Here is a 17,974-nt window from a genome sequence, read left to right as displayed (position 1 = left end):
GAAGGACCGTGCCAATGGTACCCAGCGCCATGTGAGCGCTACACAAGCGCCGCGCCCGACCATCGCGCAAGGCTGCAATTGGCAGGCAAAATGCGCCATCATCGGCATCTACGCAGCCAATGCCCTCGACATGAAGCACGAGATCCGCCATAGCGTCGTGATCGCCGCCGCACCGGAGGTGGTCTCTGCCGCGCTGTCCGAGCCCGCGCAACTGGCACGTTGGTGGACGCGCGAGGTGCGCCAAGTCGATGGCCGCGTCTGCCTGGACTGGAGCGGGCACGGCTGGCACGTGGAACTGCGCATCGATGCCGGCGCCGACCATCGGCTGGTGTGCTGGCGCTGCGAGCGTTCCAACATGCTCGACACCAGCGCCTGGGAGGGCACGGTGATGCGTTTCGACCTGATCTCCACTGGCGAAGGTACGCGCGTGGAATTCGTACAGTCCGGCTACCGCGACTCTCCGTGCCTGGAGGTCTGCCGCCAGGGCTGGCAGTTCTTCTTGGGCAGCAGCCTCAAGCGTCATGTCGAAACCGGGCACGGCACGCCGTATCCGGACATGCCCGATACCCGCGATCCGGCGCTGCGCTGAGCGCCGGCGCCAGGCCAGGAGCGGCTACCAGAACGCAGCGAGCGATCGTCAGGCAGGTGCGGACGGCGCGCAGGGACCACAGCGTACGCGTGGTACATGACTCACTGAGCACTGGCCGCGCCCGCCTGGTGGTGAGCGCAGTCGTCTGCTCAGCCGCTCTTAGGCGGTGCGCGGCTGGCCCACCGACGGCTGGTGGGTCAGCGGCAGCTGCGCATCCACCGTCACCGGGCTGTCGGTCTGCAACAACGCACGCGCTTCGGCATCGCTGGCCACGGCCGGCGGCGAGCCGCGCAGCGGCAGGCCGGCGGTTTCGCGCACGAACAGCATCGTCACCAGGCCGATCGCCGCCGCCCCCATCAGGTAATACGCCGGCACCAGCGGGTCGCCGGTGCGTTCCACCAGCCAGGCGGTGACCAGCGGCGTGGTGCCGCCGAACAACGACACCGAGACGTTGAAGGCGATCGACAGGGCGCTGTAGCGCACCGGGGTGTAGAACAGCGCCGGCAGCGTGGAGGGCATCGAGCTGGTGAAGCACACCAGCGCCAGGCCCAGCAGCATCAGCCCTGCAAAGATCAACCCATCGTGGCCGCTGCCGATCAGCAGCAGGCACGGAATCGCCAGCGCAATCAGCGCAACGCAGGCGCCGATGATCATCGGACGGCGGCCCAGCCTGTCGCTGAACAGGCCGCCGACGATATTGAGCGGCATCATCACCAGCATCACCAGGATGATCAGCAGCAAGCCCTTGCTCTCGGCATAGCCCATGGTGACGCTGAGGTAGCTGGGCATGTAGGTCAGCAACATGTAGTCGGTGACGTTGAACACCAGCACCAGGCCCACGCACTTGAGCAGCTGCGGCCAGTGCAGGCGCAGCAGCGTCATCAGGCCCTGGCCGGCGGTCTCGCGTTCGCGCTGCTCCGATTGCTCGGTATAGGCGCGAAATGCCGGGGTTTCTTCCAGTTTCATGCGCATGTACAAGCCCAGCAGGCCGAGCGGGCCGGCGATCAGGAACGGCACGCGCCAGCCCCACTCCAGCATCTGCTCGGGGGTCACGCTCATGTGCAATGCCGTCACGGTGGCGGCGCCGGCGATGTAGCCGCCCAGCGTGCCGAACTCCAGCCAGCTGCCCATCAGGCCGCGATTGCGGTCGGTGGCGTATTCGGCGATGAAGGTCGCCGCACCCCCGTATTCGCCACCGGTGGAAAAGCCTTGCACCAGCCGCGCGATCAGCAGCAAAGCCGGGGCCCACAGGCCGATGCTGTCATAGGACGGAATCAGCCCGATGCTGAAGGTACCCAACGCCATCAGGATCATCGTGGCCGCCAGCACTTTCTGACGTCCGTAGCGGTCGCCCAGCGGGCCGAACACCATGCCGCCGATGGGCCGCACCAGGAACGCCACGGTAAAGGTGGCAAAGGTGGCGATCAGCTGCGCGGTGGGATTGCTGGCCGGAAAGAACACCTGGCCCAGCGTCACCGCCAGATAGCCGTAGACGCCAAAATCGAACCACTCCATCGCATTGCCCAGCGCTGCCGCGCCAACGGCGCGGCGCAGCATGCCGCGATCCACCACGGTGACCTCGTCCAGTTGCAGCTGGCGGCGGCGTTTGAACCAGCCAAAATGCGATCGAATCGCGCGCGTGTCGTGCATGTGCAATCTCCGGAAACGGCCACCGCTACCTGCTCGTCCTGGCAACGCACAGGACACGGCCAATCGCATGCACGGCATCGGCACATGCATTGCAACAGCCGGAGGCATTCCCGGACGGCCGCGTCAACTCAGCGGCGCTGCGGGACAGATGACCAATGGGATGGGCGTACACCCAAGGGCTTGATCAGCGCGACATGGTACACCAGCGCGCCGATCGCTGCAGGCGCGACCGTGAAAAAGGCTCGATTTGCAGGGATTTCCGCAGCGCAATGGGGTCTCACCCCTTCGCATGGAGCGGCTGAAAGAACATGCCGAACGGTCGGCAGATAAGTATGGGCGATGCGCCTGGATCCGCGATGTACACGGGATACTGTCGATGCCCGGCGCCGCACGAAATGCACGATTTCCAGGGATTTCGGCAGTCGGGATCGATCTCATGGCCGCGTGAAGCGGCTTACAGAACGTAACGGACGGTGGTCGGATACACGTGGACGAGGCGCTCAGCGCCGAACTGCGTGCGTGGCGTTGTCGCTGCCAAACACCGGCAGCATCCATCTCGCAGCTGCGCGGTCGACTGTTGGCTGCGATGCGTCGCGTTCGACCACATGCACCGCGCATTGCACGGCATCGACACGTCACCCTCTCTTGCCCAAGGCAAGATCATTGCCCGTATTGAGAAGGCTTACGTGCAACGCGATGTCACTGCGTATCCAGTGCCGTCAACAGGTCCTGCAGATCCCCGCGCGTCTGCGGGCGCACGGCACGTGCGACTTCTTCCCCATCGCGCAACAGGATCACCGTTGGCCACAACTTGACCCGGAAAGACCGTCCCAACGGCCGGCCTTTTCCGTCTTCGACCTTGCGGTAGTCCACCGCATCGTAAGCGCCCAGCAGTTTCTGCAGCAGCGGCTGGGCGGCAATGCAGTGCCCGCACCAGTCGGTGCCGAATTCCAGTATCTGCAGGCCAGGCTGCGCGTCGACGGCGCTGCGTTCTGGTGCCTGCGTGGCGTATTGACGAACGAACCCCATCGGCACTGTCTCCGTGGCTGTGCATGATTGATGCAGACTGCCTGCCATGTTTGCGTGCCTGGCATGGGCTCAGGCACGGATATCGACACCTTCGATGCGCAGTCCAACCGCAGCTGCATTGGCAGGACATGTGACGCGTCTTCCTGCGATTCACTACGCCACGCATCTCTGCGTGGCGCAGCCCGCACCCGCGGTCATCAGGCAGGCACGGCACGTCGCGGAAAAAACAGAAAGTGCGTCAACTGTTGCCTCGTCCAGGCAACCGCGCCCGCCCTTTCTGCAACGATCGACGAAGCCGCCTCAGGACAACGCGCGCTGGATGTCTTCCAAGGGCAGATTGGTCAGGTCCTTGGCCAGATCGCCCACCAGGCGCTGCTGGGTTTGCTTGTGCAGCAAGGGGCGCACGCGGCCCAGGGTGGTGGGGTCGGCGACCAGCACCAGGTGTGTGTATTCGTTCTTCAGGGCACCATCGTTCAGAGCCTGCGACAATTGCTTGGCAAAGGTCATCTCTTCCAGGTCTGTCTCGGTGAGATCGCGCGGTGCCTTGCCGGCCGGGCCTTCGTCGTCGACGTTTTGCACGTCGGTACGCGCATGCTGGCGCAGGACCAGCTTGGCTTCGTTGCCGGTGTTGGTGAACCAGCGCGCTTCGCCGCCGTCGGCGACCACTACCAAGGCACCCTGAGGGATTTGCAGACTCATCCGATGTTCTCCTGATCGATGTCGGCACGGCACGTGTTGCACCGCGTCGACATCAAACCTAGGCGAGAAGATGTAAGCGTTGCGCCTAGCCGGTGTCAGCGTGGCGTTAGCGCGCGATGGCCAAGCCAAGCACGCGCATGATCATGCGCAACGCTTGCCGGCTTTCGGTCGATGCAAGGAGTGCGGGCCGATCCGCGGCATGTGCGTCGTATCCGCGGGCACAGCCGTTACGGCTGTTTTTGCCCCGGAATCGAGGTGGGCGTGTCCAGCGCCTCCTGCACGTACAGGCGTTTGACCAGCACAAATCCCACCACCGTCAGCGGCGCAGCCAGCAACACGCCGGCCGGGCCGAGCAGGCTGCCGATGCCGAACAAGGAGAACAGCATCAGCACCGGCGGCAGGTCCACGGTGCGTTGCTGGATCAGCGGGATCAACACATTGCCTTCGATCTGCTGCACCACCACGAACAGGGCCGCCGTGGCCAGCGCCATCTGCGGACTCACGGTGAAGCCCAGCAGGATCGCGGGAATCGCCGCCACGATCGGCCCAACGATCGGCACGAAGTCCAGCAGGCCGGCGACGATGCCCAGCGCCAAGGCTCCGGGGATCCCTAGCGCCCATAGCCCCAGGCCGGTGAGCACGCCCACCACCGCCATGGCCAGCAGCTGGCCGCGCAACCACAGCCGTAGGGCGGTGCCGCTGGCCTGCAAGGCATCGTCGGTGGTGGCCCGCACATGCGCCGGCAGCAACAGCAGGACGCCGCGCCGGTACAGCTGCGGCTGCGCGGCCAGGTACACCGCGCCGGCCAGCACCAGGAACAGGTTGGCCACACTGCCGGTGAGACCCAGCGCAAATGCACCGGCGCGTGGCGCCAGGTTGGACACGCGTGCCGGCGCCTGCCGGGTCAACTCATCCAGCGCAGGTCCCAGCGGCCCGGCCGCGATCCAGTCGTGCAGCCGCGTCCATGCCTGCGGCAAGGTGCGCTGCAACGCGCCCACCTCCGAGGCCAGCTGTGAGCCGAACAGCCACAACAAGGCGGTGAACCCCAGCGCGAGTACGACCACCACCACCGCCAGCGCCCAACCGTCGGACAGGCGCGTATGGCGTGTCACCCAGCTGGTCAGCGCGCGCAGCAGCACCGCCACCACGATTGCGCCGAACACCATCAGCAGCAGGTCCGAGAGGGTCCACAGCAACCATGCGCAGCCCACCAAGGCCAGCACCACGATCACACGGACGACAAAGGCACGAAGCTCGGAAGAGGGCATGTGCGGCTCACAGCAGGAACGGCCGACAGCCTAGCGAGGACGACGAGAAGGCCATGTGCCCGCGGCAGCGCGGGGCCGGCGTCGCTGGCCCTGCATTGCGGTGTAGCGACGCAGTACCCCGTTGCATGCGGCGCACACCAGCGCTGCCGGCGGCGACCAGCTGGCGCAACGCATGCATCGCGATGGCCGGCGCATCGCCAACAGCGCGCCCGTACCGGTAGCCGTGCGCCAAGGCCTTCTTGTCGGGCAGCTGTTGGTGCATGTCGTTCGGCAATGGCGGCAGCACGATGCCAGCATCGGTCTGGTCGAAGTCACTGGCCCACCGCACCTCGGCAGCAGGCCGCCACGCGCGCGCCTCAGGGCGGCGAACAGGACCTCGCGCATCGGCCAGGTGGGTGTGGACGGAGCGCCCGAAACCGGCATGTACGAGGACCATGCGCCAATTCCGAGCACCGCCGCGCCCGCGCGGCGGCTGCACAGTGGCGGTGTTGGCTGTTCTCAGCCCAGATACGGCCGTTCGCTACCGAACAGCAACTGCTTGGCACCCTCGCGCCATGCCTGCGGGCAGCGCTCGCCCAGCAACACCGCCGCCATCGCATACGCCAGTCCGCGCCCGACCAGGCTGACACCGGTCAGGGCCGCATCGGCGTGCTGCTGGTCGGCACCGGCCTGCACGGCGGCGAAGAAGCGCGTGATGCCGGCCGCATCTTCGCCGGTGGCGCGCACGGTGGCCTCGCGCAACGGCTCCACCGGCCAGCCCTGGCGAGCCGCCAGCGCCCAGGCAGTGGGCGCGGTGAACATGTCCAGCCCGGCGGTGGCATCGAGCGCGCGCGCCTGTTGCAGCAGCGCTGCGCTGGCGCCCTGCGAGGCGGCTGCCAGGCGCACGATCCGCGCCTGCACGTCCGGGTTGGGCGCCGCGTCGGTCACCGCGGCATCCAGTTGCCCGCCGGCCAGCGCGTGGTAGCTCTGGTACGGCGTGCCTTCGGTGTCCTTGCCGGTTTCCAGCGCCAACGCGGACGCCAGCGACGGCGAGCGTTGCGCCAACGCCGCAAGATCGGGCGCCTGGCCACGGTAGCGTTGCAGACGCGCCAGCATCGACACCACTTGGTCGGCCATGGCCGGAGACTGTGCAGCCTGTTCGTACAGCGCCTGTGCCTCGGGCAAGTTCTGCCGTTCGGCGTGCACGCTCGCCGCAGCGCGCTGCAACCAGGGATCCTTCGGCCAGCGCTGCTGGGCGCTGAGAAACGCCTGGTCGCGCGCGGCCGTATTGGGGGCGCAGCGGATGGCCGCGTACTGCAGGCCGGAGACAGCCGGATGCGCGGCGGCCAGCGCGGTCTGCTGCGCGCACACCTGCACGCGCTGCTCTGGCGTGGCGATGTCCTGCTGCGCACGCAAGGCCACCACGTCCTGCCGATTGCGCTGCAACCGCTCGGCCACGATCGCCGGCAGTGTCTGCGGCGCGGCGGCGTACAACTGCTGTATCCATTGCTCCAGATAGGGCGACTGCGCATCGTCCCAGCGTGCATGCGCCTGCATCATCGCCAGGTCCTGCGCCGGGGTGAGTTCGCCCAGCAGCTGGTACGGCGGCCGGTCGGCCACGGCGGTGAGTACCTCGCGGTACTGGCTGCCCTTGTCGCTGACCTGTGCCGGCGGCGCATCGAAGACCGCATCGGCGGTGGTGCGCTCCCAGCGCGCGTTGCCCAGCCGGCGCGTGCGGTCCTCGGCGGCCGAGCCGTAGCTGGCGCGCCAGTTCACCAACAGTGCCGCACCGGCCACGTTGTAGGCGAACTGGCCACCGTGCCCGCCGCTGGGCGCATCGAAGCGTTCGATCTCGGTACCCTCGAGGGTGCGCGTGCTGATGTGGTGGCTGGCCTGCTCGGCCAGCTGGAACACATGCCGCCCGTTGGCCGGCAGCGAGGCGCTCTGGTCGTCGATGCTGACCGTCACCGTCTGCTGCAGGCCGTTGTAGGCCACCACCTCGGCCAGGCCCACGCTGCCACCGGCCCACAGCACGCCGGCCACGATCGAGGCTGCGACCGCCACGCGCGCCACAGACGGAAACAGCCCGTCTGCGGCCAGAAACCGCTGCCACAGGTTCTGCTTGAGATTGCGCTGCCGCGCATCGCCCGGCAGGCGCACCGGGTAGTCGCCGGGTGCGGCGGCCGGGGTGTCGTTGGTGGGCGTGTGCTCGCCACTGCGCAAGCGTTGCGCCACCGCATCTTCAGCCTGCAGCAGCTGCTCCAGGCTGGCATCGCGCAGGGCCTCCAGGGCCTCCATGGTGACCTGCACCCAGCCCTTGGCGACCTTCATCCAGGAATCGATGTTGTGCTCGTCAGCCTCGGCCAGACGGAACTCCGGCAGGCACTGCTCCCAGCGCTCCTGCCCCAGGGCTGCGGACAGCGGCGCATTCAAGCGCAGCGTGGGCGCCTGTGCATACACGTGGCGCAGGGCGCGTTGCACCTGGTTGCAGGCCGCCACCAGCTGGCGCAGTTCCTTGGCGGAGACGCGGCCATCGGCAATCACCGCGTGGAAGGTCTGCAGGTGCAGCAGATACGCATCGTCCAGGTCGGCGATGCTGTGGTCGGTGTAATGCAGCACCGCCAGATAGCCGCGCAGCAGCGCCGGCCAGCCGCCGGCCAGGCGGTTGGCGGCGGCCAGATGCACGCTGCGGCAGCGGCGGTCATGGTCGCTGACGCGGGCGCGCAGCACCTGCAATTCGCCATCGAGCTCGGCGATCACCGCCGGCAGCTGCGCACGCGACAGGGTGCTGCCCTTCCAGGTCAACACCCCACCGGTGGCGCGCAGTCCGCCGTCCATCAGGCCCTGCAAGCTGGCGCGCTGGCGTTCGCGCTCGCGCAGCTGCTCGATGGCCTGGCCATCGGCGGGTAGGTACAGGCCATCGAGCGCCTGCAGCAGATCGCCATCGGGTAACGGGTCGGCGTACAGCTCGGCCAGGGTGCGGGCATTGCGCGTGCAGGAACGGCCCAGGTACAGGCCCTGGTAGCGGCGCGACAGGGCAAGCGCCGCAAATTCGCGCTCCAGTGCCGCCAGCGAGACGGTGGTGTCGACGAAGCAGCTCACCTCGCCGGTGAGCAGCCGGCGGCAGACCTGCTCGCGCAGCGCCTGCGCGTTGCGCAACAGCGCCATCGCCGGGCGCACATCGATCGGGCAGGCGATGTAGTGGCGCTTGAGGTTCTCTTCGCGTGCGGCGCTGGGCGGATGGGTGGCCCACATCTGCGAGGCTTGTGCGATGTCGTGCTGGAACAGGCGGTGCGCCTGTGCGGCCTGCGCCGGCACGCTGGGCGTGGCGCCATGGGTGGGGTCGTTCAACACCACGCGCATGTGTTCGATGATGCGCGACTGGATCGCGAACAGGTCCTTGACCGGGCGCTCCTGCGCAAACTCGCGCCCGGCAAAACGCACTGCGCGCTGCCAGGCATCGTCGGCCGCTTCCAGCTTGTGCAGCGCATGCACCAGCGCATCGCTGCCGGTGAGCGAGGCGGCCACCAGGTCGGCCTGGTATTCCATCTCGCGCGAGAGCGCACGCTGCGCCAGCACCACGCCGCGGAAGGCGATTTCCACCAGCGAGCGGATCGACCACACGATCAACGACAGGCCCCAGCCGATCCACGCCACGCGCAGGTCGATCCGCGACAGCGTGACCAGCAGCTTGTCCAGCGCATCGCGCTTGCCGACGATATGCGCGGCGATCTGCTGGGCAATGTAGACCCAGCGGCCGACCGCCATGGTGCGTTGGGCGAAGTGGCCGAACTCGTGCGCCAGCACTGCCTTCAGTTCGCCCAGGTTGAGCACATTGACCAGGCCCAGGCCGATATCCAGGTTCTTGCGCGAGGGCAGCAACAGATTGAGCAGCGACAGGTCGTAGAACACCCCGGCGTTGACCTGCGCCGACAGGTAGACCTTGTGCGGACGCGGTGCGCCGGCCTCGTCGGCCAGCCGATGCAGGAAGGCGAACAACTCCGGTTGCTCGGCCGGGCTGAGCTCCAGCGCGCGGGTATCGCGTTCGGCGCGCTTGTTGAAGATCAGCGCCTTGGTCATGAACACCGCCAGGAACGCCGCACCGATCGCCACCAGCCAGAGCCACACCGCCTGCTCGCCGCCCGAGCCCTGCACCAGCCCGGATGCCAAGCGGTACGCGGTCCAGCCGAACCAGCCCAGCAGGCCCAGATACACGGCGATGAAACCGCCCAGCCCCAGCATGGCCAGCCACGCATGCCGACGGTATTTGCTGCTGGGCGCGGTCAGCCGTTCCGGCACCACGGCCGGCCCTTGCGGATAGAGCGATTCCATTCTTCGTTCCTTGATGCGTGACCGGGCGCTCAGCCGTCATCGGCGTCCCGGCCGGGTGATTCGACACGTGTGGTTCACCATCCGCAGGCCAGCTCCCCTGGCCGCGGCAGTGCGACGTTAGCCGAGCGGCGCGGCAAAATCCATGTGCTCTACAAGGCGCCGATCACCGGCGACCGGCAGCGCGTCGATACGCGTGCTGGCGGATCGAGGTCGGGCGCGCAAGGTACGCCGGGCACCGACGCGATGCGGTGACCACGCCTGACGCCACCGCTGGCCTGTCAGCCGGCCGCGCCGCGCTCGGCCTGCAGCTGGTGCACCGCCTGCGACGCCGAGCGGGTCAGCGGCGTGGGCAGCGCGTCCAGTGCGAACCAGCCGATGTCGTGCAGGACGTGCGGTTCGCGCAGCTGCGCCTGTTCGCTGCCTTCGATGCGGGCCACATACACCGGCGCCACCCAATGATGCGGCGGGTCCATGTCCGGTTCGAAATGGCTGACCACGCACAGCACGCGCTGCGGGTGCACCTGCAGGCCGGTTTCTTCCAGCACCTCGCGCACCACGGTGGCCTCTACCGTCTCCATCCAGTCCACCTTGCCGCCAGGCAGGCCCCAATGCCCCTGCTCGGGGGCGCGTCCGCGCAACACCAGCAGCAAGCGGCCATCGCGGCGCTGGATGAAGGCACCGCAGCCAACGCGTGGGCGCAACTCGGAAGACAGGGACATCGGGCACTCTCGCAGAACCAGGCACGCAAGTGTCCCAGATGCGAGGCATGCGGGTCATGCATCGCGGCCAGGCGATGCCTTCGCGCACCGCATCGGTGCCACATCGCCGGCATTCGCCGATGCGGGCTGCGAGTGCGCTCGGGCAACGCATACGCCGTGACCTGGCGCTGACGCTGCTTTAGCGCGGCACCGGCGAGGATGCGCGTCTTCCGCGCCACGGCGCGCAATGCTGGAGGTGGTATGTCTCGTATCTTGGTGATCGGTGGCCACGGCAAGGTCGCACGTCTGCTCACGCCATTGCTGGTGCGCGCTGGGCACCAGGTGACGGCACTGTTCCGCAATCCCGGGCACGAAGCCGATGTGATCGCCGATGGCGCCACGCCGTTGGCGTTCGACATCGAACACGCCGATACCGATGCCATTGCCGCGCAGCTGGCCGGCCACGATGCGGCGGTGTGGTCGGCCGGTGCCGGCGGCGGCGATGCCGCGCGCACCTACGCCGTGGACCGCGATGCGGCGATCCGCTCGATGCAGGCCGCCGAACACGCGCGCGTGCGCCGCTACGTGATGGTGTCCTACCTCGGCGCAGGGCTGGAACACGGCATCGGGCCGGACGACCCCTTCTTTGCCTATGCCCAGGCCAAGGGCGCGGCCGATGCGCATCTGCGCGGCACCGCGCTGGACTGGACCGTGCTCGGCCCCGGCCGCCTGACCCTGGATCCGCCCACCGGCCGCATCGCCCGCGATCCCGGCAGCGATACCGAGGGCGGCGTCTCGCGCGCCAACGTGGCCCAGGTGATCGCCGCCACGCTGGCGACGCCGGCCAGCATCGGCAAGACCATCGGCTTTATCGATGGCCAGACCCCGATCCAGCAGGCGCTGATGCAGCTGGACTGAACGGCAGGCGGTCTGCGGCGCGGCGCGCCCGGCACGGGCGGTGCGGTCTAACGATTTCCTAAAGCCGGCGCCGACATAGTCGCCGGTGCCGTTCCTGTGGAGGTCGCTGATGTCCGCATTCGTTTCGCCGCGCCGGGCCGGGATCCTGCCGCCCTATCTGCTGGACCATGTGGCCCAGGCAGCCCCCGACCATGCCCGCCGCTGCGCGCGGTTGTCGCGTGAGGTCACCGCGCAGCTACGCCAGCAGCGTGCGCTGGGCCTGCTGGCGCGAGCCGATGACGCGGCGGCGCCAGTGCCACAGGCCGCGCATGCGGTGCAGCGCAGGATCTACGACGCCAGGCAGGGCAGCATCCTGCCCGGCACGCTGGTACGCGACGAGGGCGCCGCCGCCACCGACGATGTCGCGGTGAACGAAGCCTATGACTACCTGGGCGCCACCCACGACTTCTACCAGACGGTGTACGGGCGCAATTCGATCGACGATGCGGCCATGCCGCTGATCGGTACCGTGCACTACGAGCGCGGCTATGACAACGCGTTCTGGAATGGCGAGCAGATGGTGTTCGGCGATGGCGATGGCGAGGTCTTCAACCGCTTCACCATCGCGTTGGATGTGATCGGCCACGAACTCACCCATGGCGTTACCGAACGCACCGCCAACCTGATCTACCAGGGCCAGTCCGGCGCGTTGAACGAGTCGGTGTCGGACGTGTTCGGCATCCTGATCAAGCAATACAGCTTGCGCCAGAGCGCGCAGGACGCCGACTGGATCATCGGCGCGGGGTTGTTGATGCCGGGCATCCAGGGCGTGGGCCTGCGCTCGATGCGCGCCCCCGGCACTGCCTACGACGATCCTGCCTTGGGCAAGGACCCGCAACCGGCCACCATGGCCGGCTATGTCGACACGCAGGAAGACGATGGCGGCGTGCACTACAACTCCGGCATTCCCAACCACGCGTTCTATCGCGCGGCGGTGGCGATCGGTGGCGCGGCCTGGGAGACGACTGGCCGGATCTGGTATCGCACCCTCACCGGCGGCGAGCTGACCGCCAAGGCAGACTTCGCCACCTTTGCCGCGCTCACCGTCAGCGTGGCCGGCGCCGATTACGGTGCCGACAGCGCCGAAGCACGCGCCGTCCATCAGGCATGGCGCGAGGTGGGCGTGCGCGTATGAGCGTGCAACGGCCGCCGGTGGAAGCAGGCGTCACCCTGCGCCTGGCCCGCGAGGGAGGCGTGGCCGCATTCCCGGCCATGCGCCGCGAACGCCAGCTGGTGATGGATGACCTGGACGAAGCGCAGCGCCTGCAACTGCGCGGCCTGCTGGACCAGTGCCTGGCGCATGCCTTGCCGACACCGCAGGCCGGGGGCGGCGACCGCCGCTATTTCAGCATCGCCTGGGAGGGCGCCAGCGAACCGCTGCGCATCCCCGAAGAACACGCGCCGGCCGCGATCGTGCGGCTGTGGAAGCAGGGCACGCTGTAGCGGCAGATGCCTGCGCGTGGCCTGCGCAGGCCTTGCCCTCGTCCGGCCCGTTCCGCACAAGCTGCCTGCCTGCTGTGCAACCTCTCGCGGCGCAGATAGCAAAACGGACATCACGCCTGAGGTGATGTCCGTGGAAGGTGGTCCAACTGCGGATGCCTGCACCCTTTAAGCTGCCTAGATGCTCTAGAACTGCACAGCTGGTGACCCATGGTGATGGCAGGCGCGTTAGCGTGACGTGCAGCGCAGCGGTCAGCTTGAAGACACTCCGCTCATTGCTGCGTTGCAGCTTGCCGCGGGTGCGGGATTGCTATCGGCCTCCTCCCCAGCAGCACGCGGGTGGGCCGCCGCGAACACCGCACATCCAAACGACGCGGCAATGCACGGCAGTCGCCGGTCCAGGCGCACCACCGCCGATCGCACGGCGGCGGCGCGCGCACTGGCATCGACACAGCAACAAGCGGCGCGATACACGCACCACCGCACAGGCCCCGATCAACCCTGCGGCTGCGCTTCCAGCAGATGCGCCAGCAAGCCCAGCGAATCCTGCCAACCGAGATAACAGGCATGCAGCGGGATCTGTTCGGGAATGCCTTCCTGCACCACGTGCAGATCGGTGCCGCATGGCAGCGCCTGCAGGCGCACGGTGGTCAACATGGTCCCCGGCAGTGACGGGTCGTCGAACTCATCGTTGTAGCGCAGCAGGGCACCGGGCTGCAGCTCCAGGTAGGTGCCACCGAAGGCATGCCGCTGCCCGCTGGCGAAATGGGTGAAGGCCATGCGGAAGGTGCCGCCCACCTGCGCGTGCACGTGCTCGATGCTGCCGGTGAAGCCGGCCGGCGGCAGCCACTTCACCATCGCATCGGCATCCAGGAAGGCGCGGTAGACCAGCTCGGGGCTGGCGCGTAACACACGGTGTAGCGTAACGGTGGACATCGGCACTCGCTCGGCTGGCAGTGGAGGTGGCGATGCTACCGGTCAATGGCGGCCGCGCGCATGTGCAGTGTTGCCTGGCCAGCAGGCAAGCGGACGCGAGAGCCGTCGCTTGCGCCTGGTCGCGTGGACTGCACATGCCGGCGCGCCGGGCCTGCGCAAGCTCGCCAATGGCCAAGCGCTCGCGGCCTTGCGAAGCGCGCCTGCGCGCACTCCACGTTGCCGCCGCGCCCGCCATCGCCGATAGTCGCGGCACTGATTCAGACAACTGCCCATGATCCTCGCCACTGTGTTGCTGCTTGCTGCCGGCCTTCTCGCTGTCGCGACGATCGTCGGCGCCATCGTCTGGATGCGCAGGCGCCAGCGCGCGCCCGAAGCTGCGGTGCCGGCGGCAACCGCTGGCGCGGCCTCTATCGCGCCGGCGCCCGCGGCGGAGCCTCTCGCCGTCCCGGCACGGGTCCAATCGCAGCCACCGTCGCCGCAGGCAGCGGCCGCGCCATTGCAGGACGCGCCACCCCCGATGCGCCCGTTGCTGCGGCGCATGTATGCCGTGGTGATGGACACCCCCTCGCTGGCCGAGGCCAGCCTGCCCACCGACCCGGCACAGCTGGCGGTGCTGGATGCCGTCGCCAATGCACTGGCCCATGTCGACCTGCGCCCGCAGTTGCTGCCGCGCCGCCCGCACCTGTTGCCGCAACTGATGCGTGCGGTCAACGATCCGGACGCCTCCGGGCGCGGCATTGCCGCGATCATTGCGCAGGACCCGGCGCTGGCCGCCAACCTGCTGCGCATCGCCAACAGCGCGCTGTACCGCCCGCAAGGCGCCCCGCTGGAAAGCCTGGAACGGGCGGTGGTGCATATCGGCACCGAGGGAGTGCGCCAGATCGTCGCCGCAGCAGTCATGCAGCCGGTGCTCAGCCTGGACGGCGGCCTGCACTCGCGCCTGCCGGCCGCGGTGTGGGACTACGCCCTGCGCACCGCCACGGCGGCGGCTGCCTACATGCGCGAACGCGGCGGCGACAGCTTGTCGGCGCAGCTGGCCGGCCTGCTGCAGGGACTGGGTGCGGTGGTGATCCTGCGGGTGCTGCGCGATGCCTATGCCGAACGCCCCGGCCTGCCCTACAGCCTGGAGGTGGCCGCGGCGCTGGTGGAAGGCCATACCGCCGCGGTGGCCAAGACGATCGCCACTACCTGGGACCTGCCGCCCGTGCTGGGCACCGCGCTGGACGAACAGCGTCCCGAGCACGACACCACCCTGCTGGCCAGCGCGCTGGGCCGCGCGTTGCGCTACGGCCGCCTCGCCGCCGCCCTGGCAATGCTCGCCCGCCATGGCGCCGAGCAGCAAGCCCATGCCTTGACCGTGCTCGCCACGCTGGAACCGGACGACGCCGCCAATACCGCGCTGTGGCAGCGGCTGGTGGCCGCAAGCGTGGAGTAAGCCTGCAGCTGACGATGACCGCGTGATGCGGCAAGTGGGACGCCGTTGCCACCTCATGGCGCACCGATGCCGTCACCTTGCCCGCAAGTGGTCTGCAACCGCCAATCCGCGGCTGCGCCGGTCATGCACGGGCCCGCCGATGCCTTCGAGCATGCAACGCGACCACAGCGTAATCGCCTGCGGTCGTCGCATCTGTCGCCACCCGCGTCGGCGCCGCACTGCAGGGATGCATGCCTGCTGAAATCCCGGATAGGGACTCTCTGCAGTTGCCAGACACGGACACGGCCCGTCTGCAACGTTGCAGCCGCCAATGCCACCGTCTGCCGATCTCGAACCGCCGGGTGCACTGCAGTTACCCGGCTTGCAGCGCACATCTTGCCTGCAAGGCCGCGCCCTGGAGCTTGGCGGCAACAGCAACGACAGCTGTGCATTCCGCTGCACGTAGCGTCGTCACCTGCACTCAGCCCTCTGTCGCAATCAACTCCTTCACCCGCGCAGTCAGCACGCTCACGCTGAAGGGCTTGGTCAGCACCGCCATGCGCGGTTCCAGGTGGTGGTCGTCCAGTAGCGCGTTCTCGGCGAAGCCGGTGATGAACAGCACCTTGAGATGCGGGCGATGCGCACGGCTGGCGTCGGCCATCTGGCGGCCGTTCATGCCGCCGGGCAAGCCCACGTCGCTGATCAGCAGGTCGATGCGCACGTCCGATTGCAGGATGCCCAGGCCGGCCACGCTGTCGCCGGCTTCGATCACGGTATAGCCCAGCTCCTGCAGCACTTCGCCCAGCAGCGACCGGATGGACGGTTCGTCGTCGACGATCAGCACCGTCTCGCCGGCATCGGTGGGGGTGAGTTGCAGCGGCTGCCCGTGTGCATCGGACTGGGTCACCTCGCCCAGATGGCGCGGCAGATAGATGCACACCCGCGAGCCCTTGCCGACTTCCGACTGGATGCGCACCTGCCCGCCGGACTGCTTGGCGAACCCATAGATCATCGACAAGCCCAGTCCCGTGCCTTCGCCCAGCGGCTTGGTGGTGAAGAACGGATCGAACGCGCGCGCCACCACCTCCGGCGGCATGCCGGTGCCGGTGTCGCTGACGCACAGCGACAGATACGGGCCCTGGCGCATGCCCAGTTGCCGCGCCAGGTCGTGGTCGATCCAGTGGTTGCTGGTGTCGATGCGCAGCTGGCCGCCATCGGGCATGGCATCGCGCGCGTTGATGCACAGGTTGAGTAGCGCATTCTCCAGTTGCGAGGCATCCACCAGCGCCGGCCAGAGCAGCGGATTGGGGACGTTCTCCACCCGGATGCCCGGCCCCACGGTGCGCTGCACCAGTTCCAGGATATCGACGATCAACTGGCTGACATCGGTCGGCGTGGGCAGCAACGTCTGCCGCCGCGCGAACGCCAGCAACCGGTGGGTGAGCGCCGCTGCGCGCGTGGCGGCGCTTTGCGCGATGCCGAGGTAGCGCGGCAGTTCGGCAAAGCGCTGCTGCTCCACGCGCAGGGACATCAACTCCAACGCGCCGGAGATGCCGGCCAACAGGTTGTTGAAGTCGTGCGCCAGACCGCCGGTGAGCTGGCCTACCGCTTCCATCTTCTGCGATTGTCGCAGCGCCTCTTCCACCACCATCAGCTCGCTGGTCCGTGCGGTGACACGCTGTTCCAGCGTCTCGCTCAGTTCGCGCAACGCGGCCAGGGCGCGGTCGCGTTCTTCGGACAAGGCGTGGCGCGCGTCGATATCCAGCAACACGCCGGGAAACCGCAGCGGCGTACCGTCCGGCGCATGTTCCACCCGGCCGTTGGCTTCCAGCCAGTAGTACTTGCCGTCGCGGCGCCTGACCCGGTACTGGTGCGCATACGCACCACCGCGCGCCAGTGCTTCGTTGATCGCTGCGCGCAGGCCGTCGCGATCGTCCGGATGCACGTTGGCGATGACCTGTTCCAGCGGCAAGCCGGTACGGCTGCTGGATGGGTCGAAGCCGAAGTTCTCGGCAAACGCCTCGTCCACCGAAAACGCATCGTTGGGCAGGTCCCAGATCCAGGTGCCGATGATGGCCCCGGCCGCCAGCGCCAGCTGCACGCGCTCGGCATTGCGGCGCGCGGCGGTTTCCGCTTCCAGCGCCCGATCGCGTTCGGTGGTGCGGTTGACCACCTCGTGTACCAGATGCGTGTTCTCGTTGCTCAGCATCGCGTTCTGGATGTCGCGATGCCGCTCGGCCGCGACTTGTGCGGTGGTTTCGATGGCGATGTTGAGCAGCCCCACGATGCTGCCGTCCTCGCCGCGGATGGGGGACGCGGTCGCATTCCAGTAGGTGGTTTCGTGCACGCCATTGCGCAGCATTGGCAGGGCGACCACGCCCTGGCCGTAACCCTCGCCGGTGCGCATCACCCGTGCGAAATCTTCGGCGATCGGTGCATAGGTTTCGCCCCACACCTCGGCCACCGGCTGGCCCAGCGCATGCGGGTGGCGGTCGCCCACCGACTGCAGGTAGACGTCGTTGTAGAGCATGCGCAGCTGTGGTCCCCACAGCACTGCGCCCAGCAAACGCGCATTGAGCATGATCGACACTGCCGAGCGCAGCGACTGCGGCCAGGTGTGCGGGTCGCCCAGCGGCGTGGCGGCCCAGTCGTGTGCGCGGATGGTCGCGCCCATGACCCCGCCGCCAGACAGAAACTCCAGACCGCTCGGCGCAACGACGGGGTGGGCTGTACTCACGTGGCGGCCGTGCCTGGTAGGAAGTGGCGGCATTGTGGCACGCAGGCCGGGCAAGACGCGGGCCGCAGCGGCGAGCGACACGCGCTGCGGCCAACGTGTTTAGGCGCGCCGCAGCCGGCCGCTGGCGTGGTGCACTGCATGGTGCCTGCGCCGTGCTGTCGACGGCGCACAGGTGTGGCGGCCGCGCCGTGATGAAAAAACACCGGGCCACCCCTAGATGGCCCGGTGTCGAGCGAGCCGCGGCAT

Annotated in this window: 14 protein-coding genes and 1 other RNA gene; 5 read left to right on the top strand and 10 right to left on the bottom strand. The window is 68.2% G+C overall.

Going from position 1 to position 17,974, the window contains the following annotated elements:
* The first annotated feature begins 130 nt into the window (after positions 1-130).
* Positions 131-589 (top strand): SRPBCC family protein, encoded by a 459-nt coding sequence (locus XcodCFBP4690_RS13080; protein ID WP_167394615.1) that lies wholly within the window; start codon positions 131-133, stop codon positions 587-589.
* A 22-nt stretch (positions 590-611) separates the two neighbouring features.
* On the opposite strand, the gene XcodCFBP4690_RS13075 is transcribed toward XcodCFBP4690_RS13080, so the two are convergent.
* From XcodCFBP4690_RS13075 to XcodCFBP4690_RS13040, 8 genes are all read right to left on the bottom strand, one after another.
* A non-coding RNA gene (locus XcodCFBP4690_RS13075) (sX9 sRNA) lies at positions 612-687 on the bottom strand.
* A 61-nt stretch (positions 688-748) separates the two neighbouring features.
* Complete coding sequence (gene proP, locus XcodCFBP4690_RS13070) at positions 749-2,239, bottom strand: glycine betaine/L-proline transporter ProP (protein WP_104541363.1); 1,491 nt, start codon at positions 2,237-2,239, stop codon at positions 749-751.
* A gap of 699 nt (positions 2,240-2,938) precedes the next feature.
* Positions 2,939-3,268 (bottom strand): thioredoxin family protein, encoded by a 330-nt coding sequence (locus XcodCFBP4690_RS13065; RefSeq protein WP_104541361.1) that lies wholly within the window; start codon positions 3,266-3,268, stop codon positions 2,939-2,941.
* Between the two features lie 300 nt (positions 3,269-3,568).
* Positions 3,569-3,967 (bottom strand): host attachment family protein, encoded by a 399-nt coding sequence (locus XcodCFBP4690_RS13060; protein WP_104541359.1) that lies wholly within the window; start codon positions 3,965-3,967, stop codon positions 3,569-3,571.
* 227 nt (positions 3,968-4,194) lie between these two features.
* Positions 4,195-5,235: an AI-2E family transporter gene (locus tag XcodCFBP4690_RS13055; RefSeq protein WP_104541357.1), complete on the bottom strand. Its 1,041-nt coding sequence runs from the start codon at positions 5,233-5,235 to the stop codon at positions 4,195-4,197.
* 7 nt (positions 5,236-5,242) lie between these two features.
* Positions 5,243-5,671 (bottom strand): hypothetical protein, encoded by a 429-nt coding sequence (locus tag XcodCFBP4690_RS22910; protein WP_104541355.1) that lies wholly within the window; start codon positions 5,669-5,671, stop codon positions 5,243-5,245.
* Positions 5,672-5,733: 62 nt separating this feature from the next.
* A complete protein-coding gene (locus XcodCFBP4690_RS13045; RefSeq protein ID WP_104541441.1) occupies positions 5,734-9,456 on the bottom strand; it encodes a M48 family metallopeptidase in 3,723 nt (1,240 codons plus the stop codon).
* A 368-nt stretch (positions 9,457-9,824) separates the two neighbouring features.
* Entirely contained in the window at positions 9,825-10,265 is a 441-nt protein-coding gene (locus XcodCFBP4690_RS13040) for an NUDIX hydrolase (RefSeq protein ID WP_104541353.1), read from the bottom strand.
* Between the two features lie 240 nt (positions 10,266-10,505).
* On the opposite strand from XcodCFBP4690_RS13040, the gene XcodCFBP4690_RS13035 reads away from it, so the two are divergent.
* The 3 genes from XcodCFBP4690_RS13035 to XcodCFBP4690_RS13025 all read left to right on the top strand — a co-directional run bounded on the left by XcodCFBP4690_RS13035 (position 10,506) and on the right by XcodCFBP4690_RS13025 (position 12,644).
* Positions 10,506-11,162: an SDR family oxidoreductase gene (locus XcodCFBP4690_RS13035; protein ID WP_104541351.1), complete on the top strand. Its 657-nt coding sequence runs from the start codon at positions 10,506-10,508 to the stop codon at positions 11,160-11,162.
* Between the two features lie 109 nt (positions 11,163-11,271).
* Positions 11,272-12,336 carry a M4 family metallopeptidase gene (locus XcodCFBP4690_RS13030; protein ID WP_104541349.1) on the top strand — a complete coding sequence of 355 codons (1,065 nt, stop codon included), beginning with the start codon at positions 11,272-11,274 and terminating at the stop codon, positions 12,334-12,336.
* The gene (locus XcodCFBP4690_RS13025) at positions 12,333-12,644 is read left to right on the top strand and encodes a protealysin inhibitor emfourin (protein ID WP_104541347.1); all 312 of its coding nucleotides are present in this window, start codon (positions 12,333-12,335) and stop codon (positions 12,642-12,644) included. The genes XcodCFBP4690_RS13030 and XcodCFBP4690_RS13025 overlap by 4 nt, the downstream gene beginning before the upstream one ends.
* A gap of 492 nt (positions 12,645-13,136) precedes the next feature.
* On the opposite strand, the gene XcodCFBP4690_RS13020 is transcribed toward XcodCFBP4690_RS13025, so the two are convergent.
* Positions 13,137-13,577 carry an SRPBCC family protein gene (locus XcodCFBP4690_RS13020; protein ID WP_104541345.1) on the bottom strand — a complete coding sequence of 147 codons (441 nt, stop codon included), beginning with the start codon at positions 13,575-13,577 and terminating at the stop codon, positions 13,137-13,139.
* A 271-nt stretch (positions 13,578-13,848) separates the two neighbouring features.
* Between XcodCFBP4690_RS13020 and XcodCFBP4690_RS13015 the strand changes: the two genes are divergently transcribed.
* A complete protein-coding gene (locus tag XcodCFBP4690_RS13015) occupies positions 13,849-15,012 on the top strand; it encodes an HDOD domain-containing protein (protein WP_146091898.1) in 1,164 nt (387 codons plus the stop codon).
* Between the two features lie 460 nt (positions 15,013-15,472).
* Here the strand turns inward: XcodCFBP4690_RS13015 and XcodCFBP4690_RS13010 are convergent, their stop codons facing one another.
* Positions 15,473-17,665, bottom strand: coding sequence for an ATP-binding protein (locus XcodCFBP4690_RS13010; protein ID WP_244183648.1), 2,193 nt, complete (start codon positions 17,663-17,665; stop codon positions 15,473-15,475).
* Positions 17,666-17,974 lie beyond the last annotated feature (309 nt).

It is taken from the genome of Xanthomonas codiaei, assembly GCF_002939785.1.
Taxonomy (GTDB): Bacteria; Pseudomonadota; Gammaproteobacteria; order Xanthomonadales; family Xanthomonadaceae; genus Xanthomonas; species Xanthomonas codiaei.
Note: the sequence above shows the minus strand (reverse complement) of the source record. Positions and strands in the feature narration are given on the sequence as shown.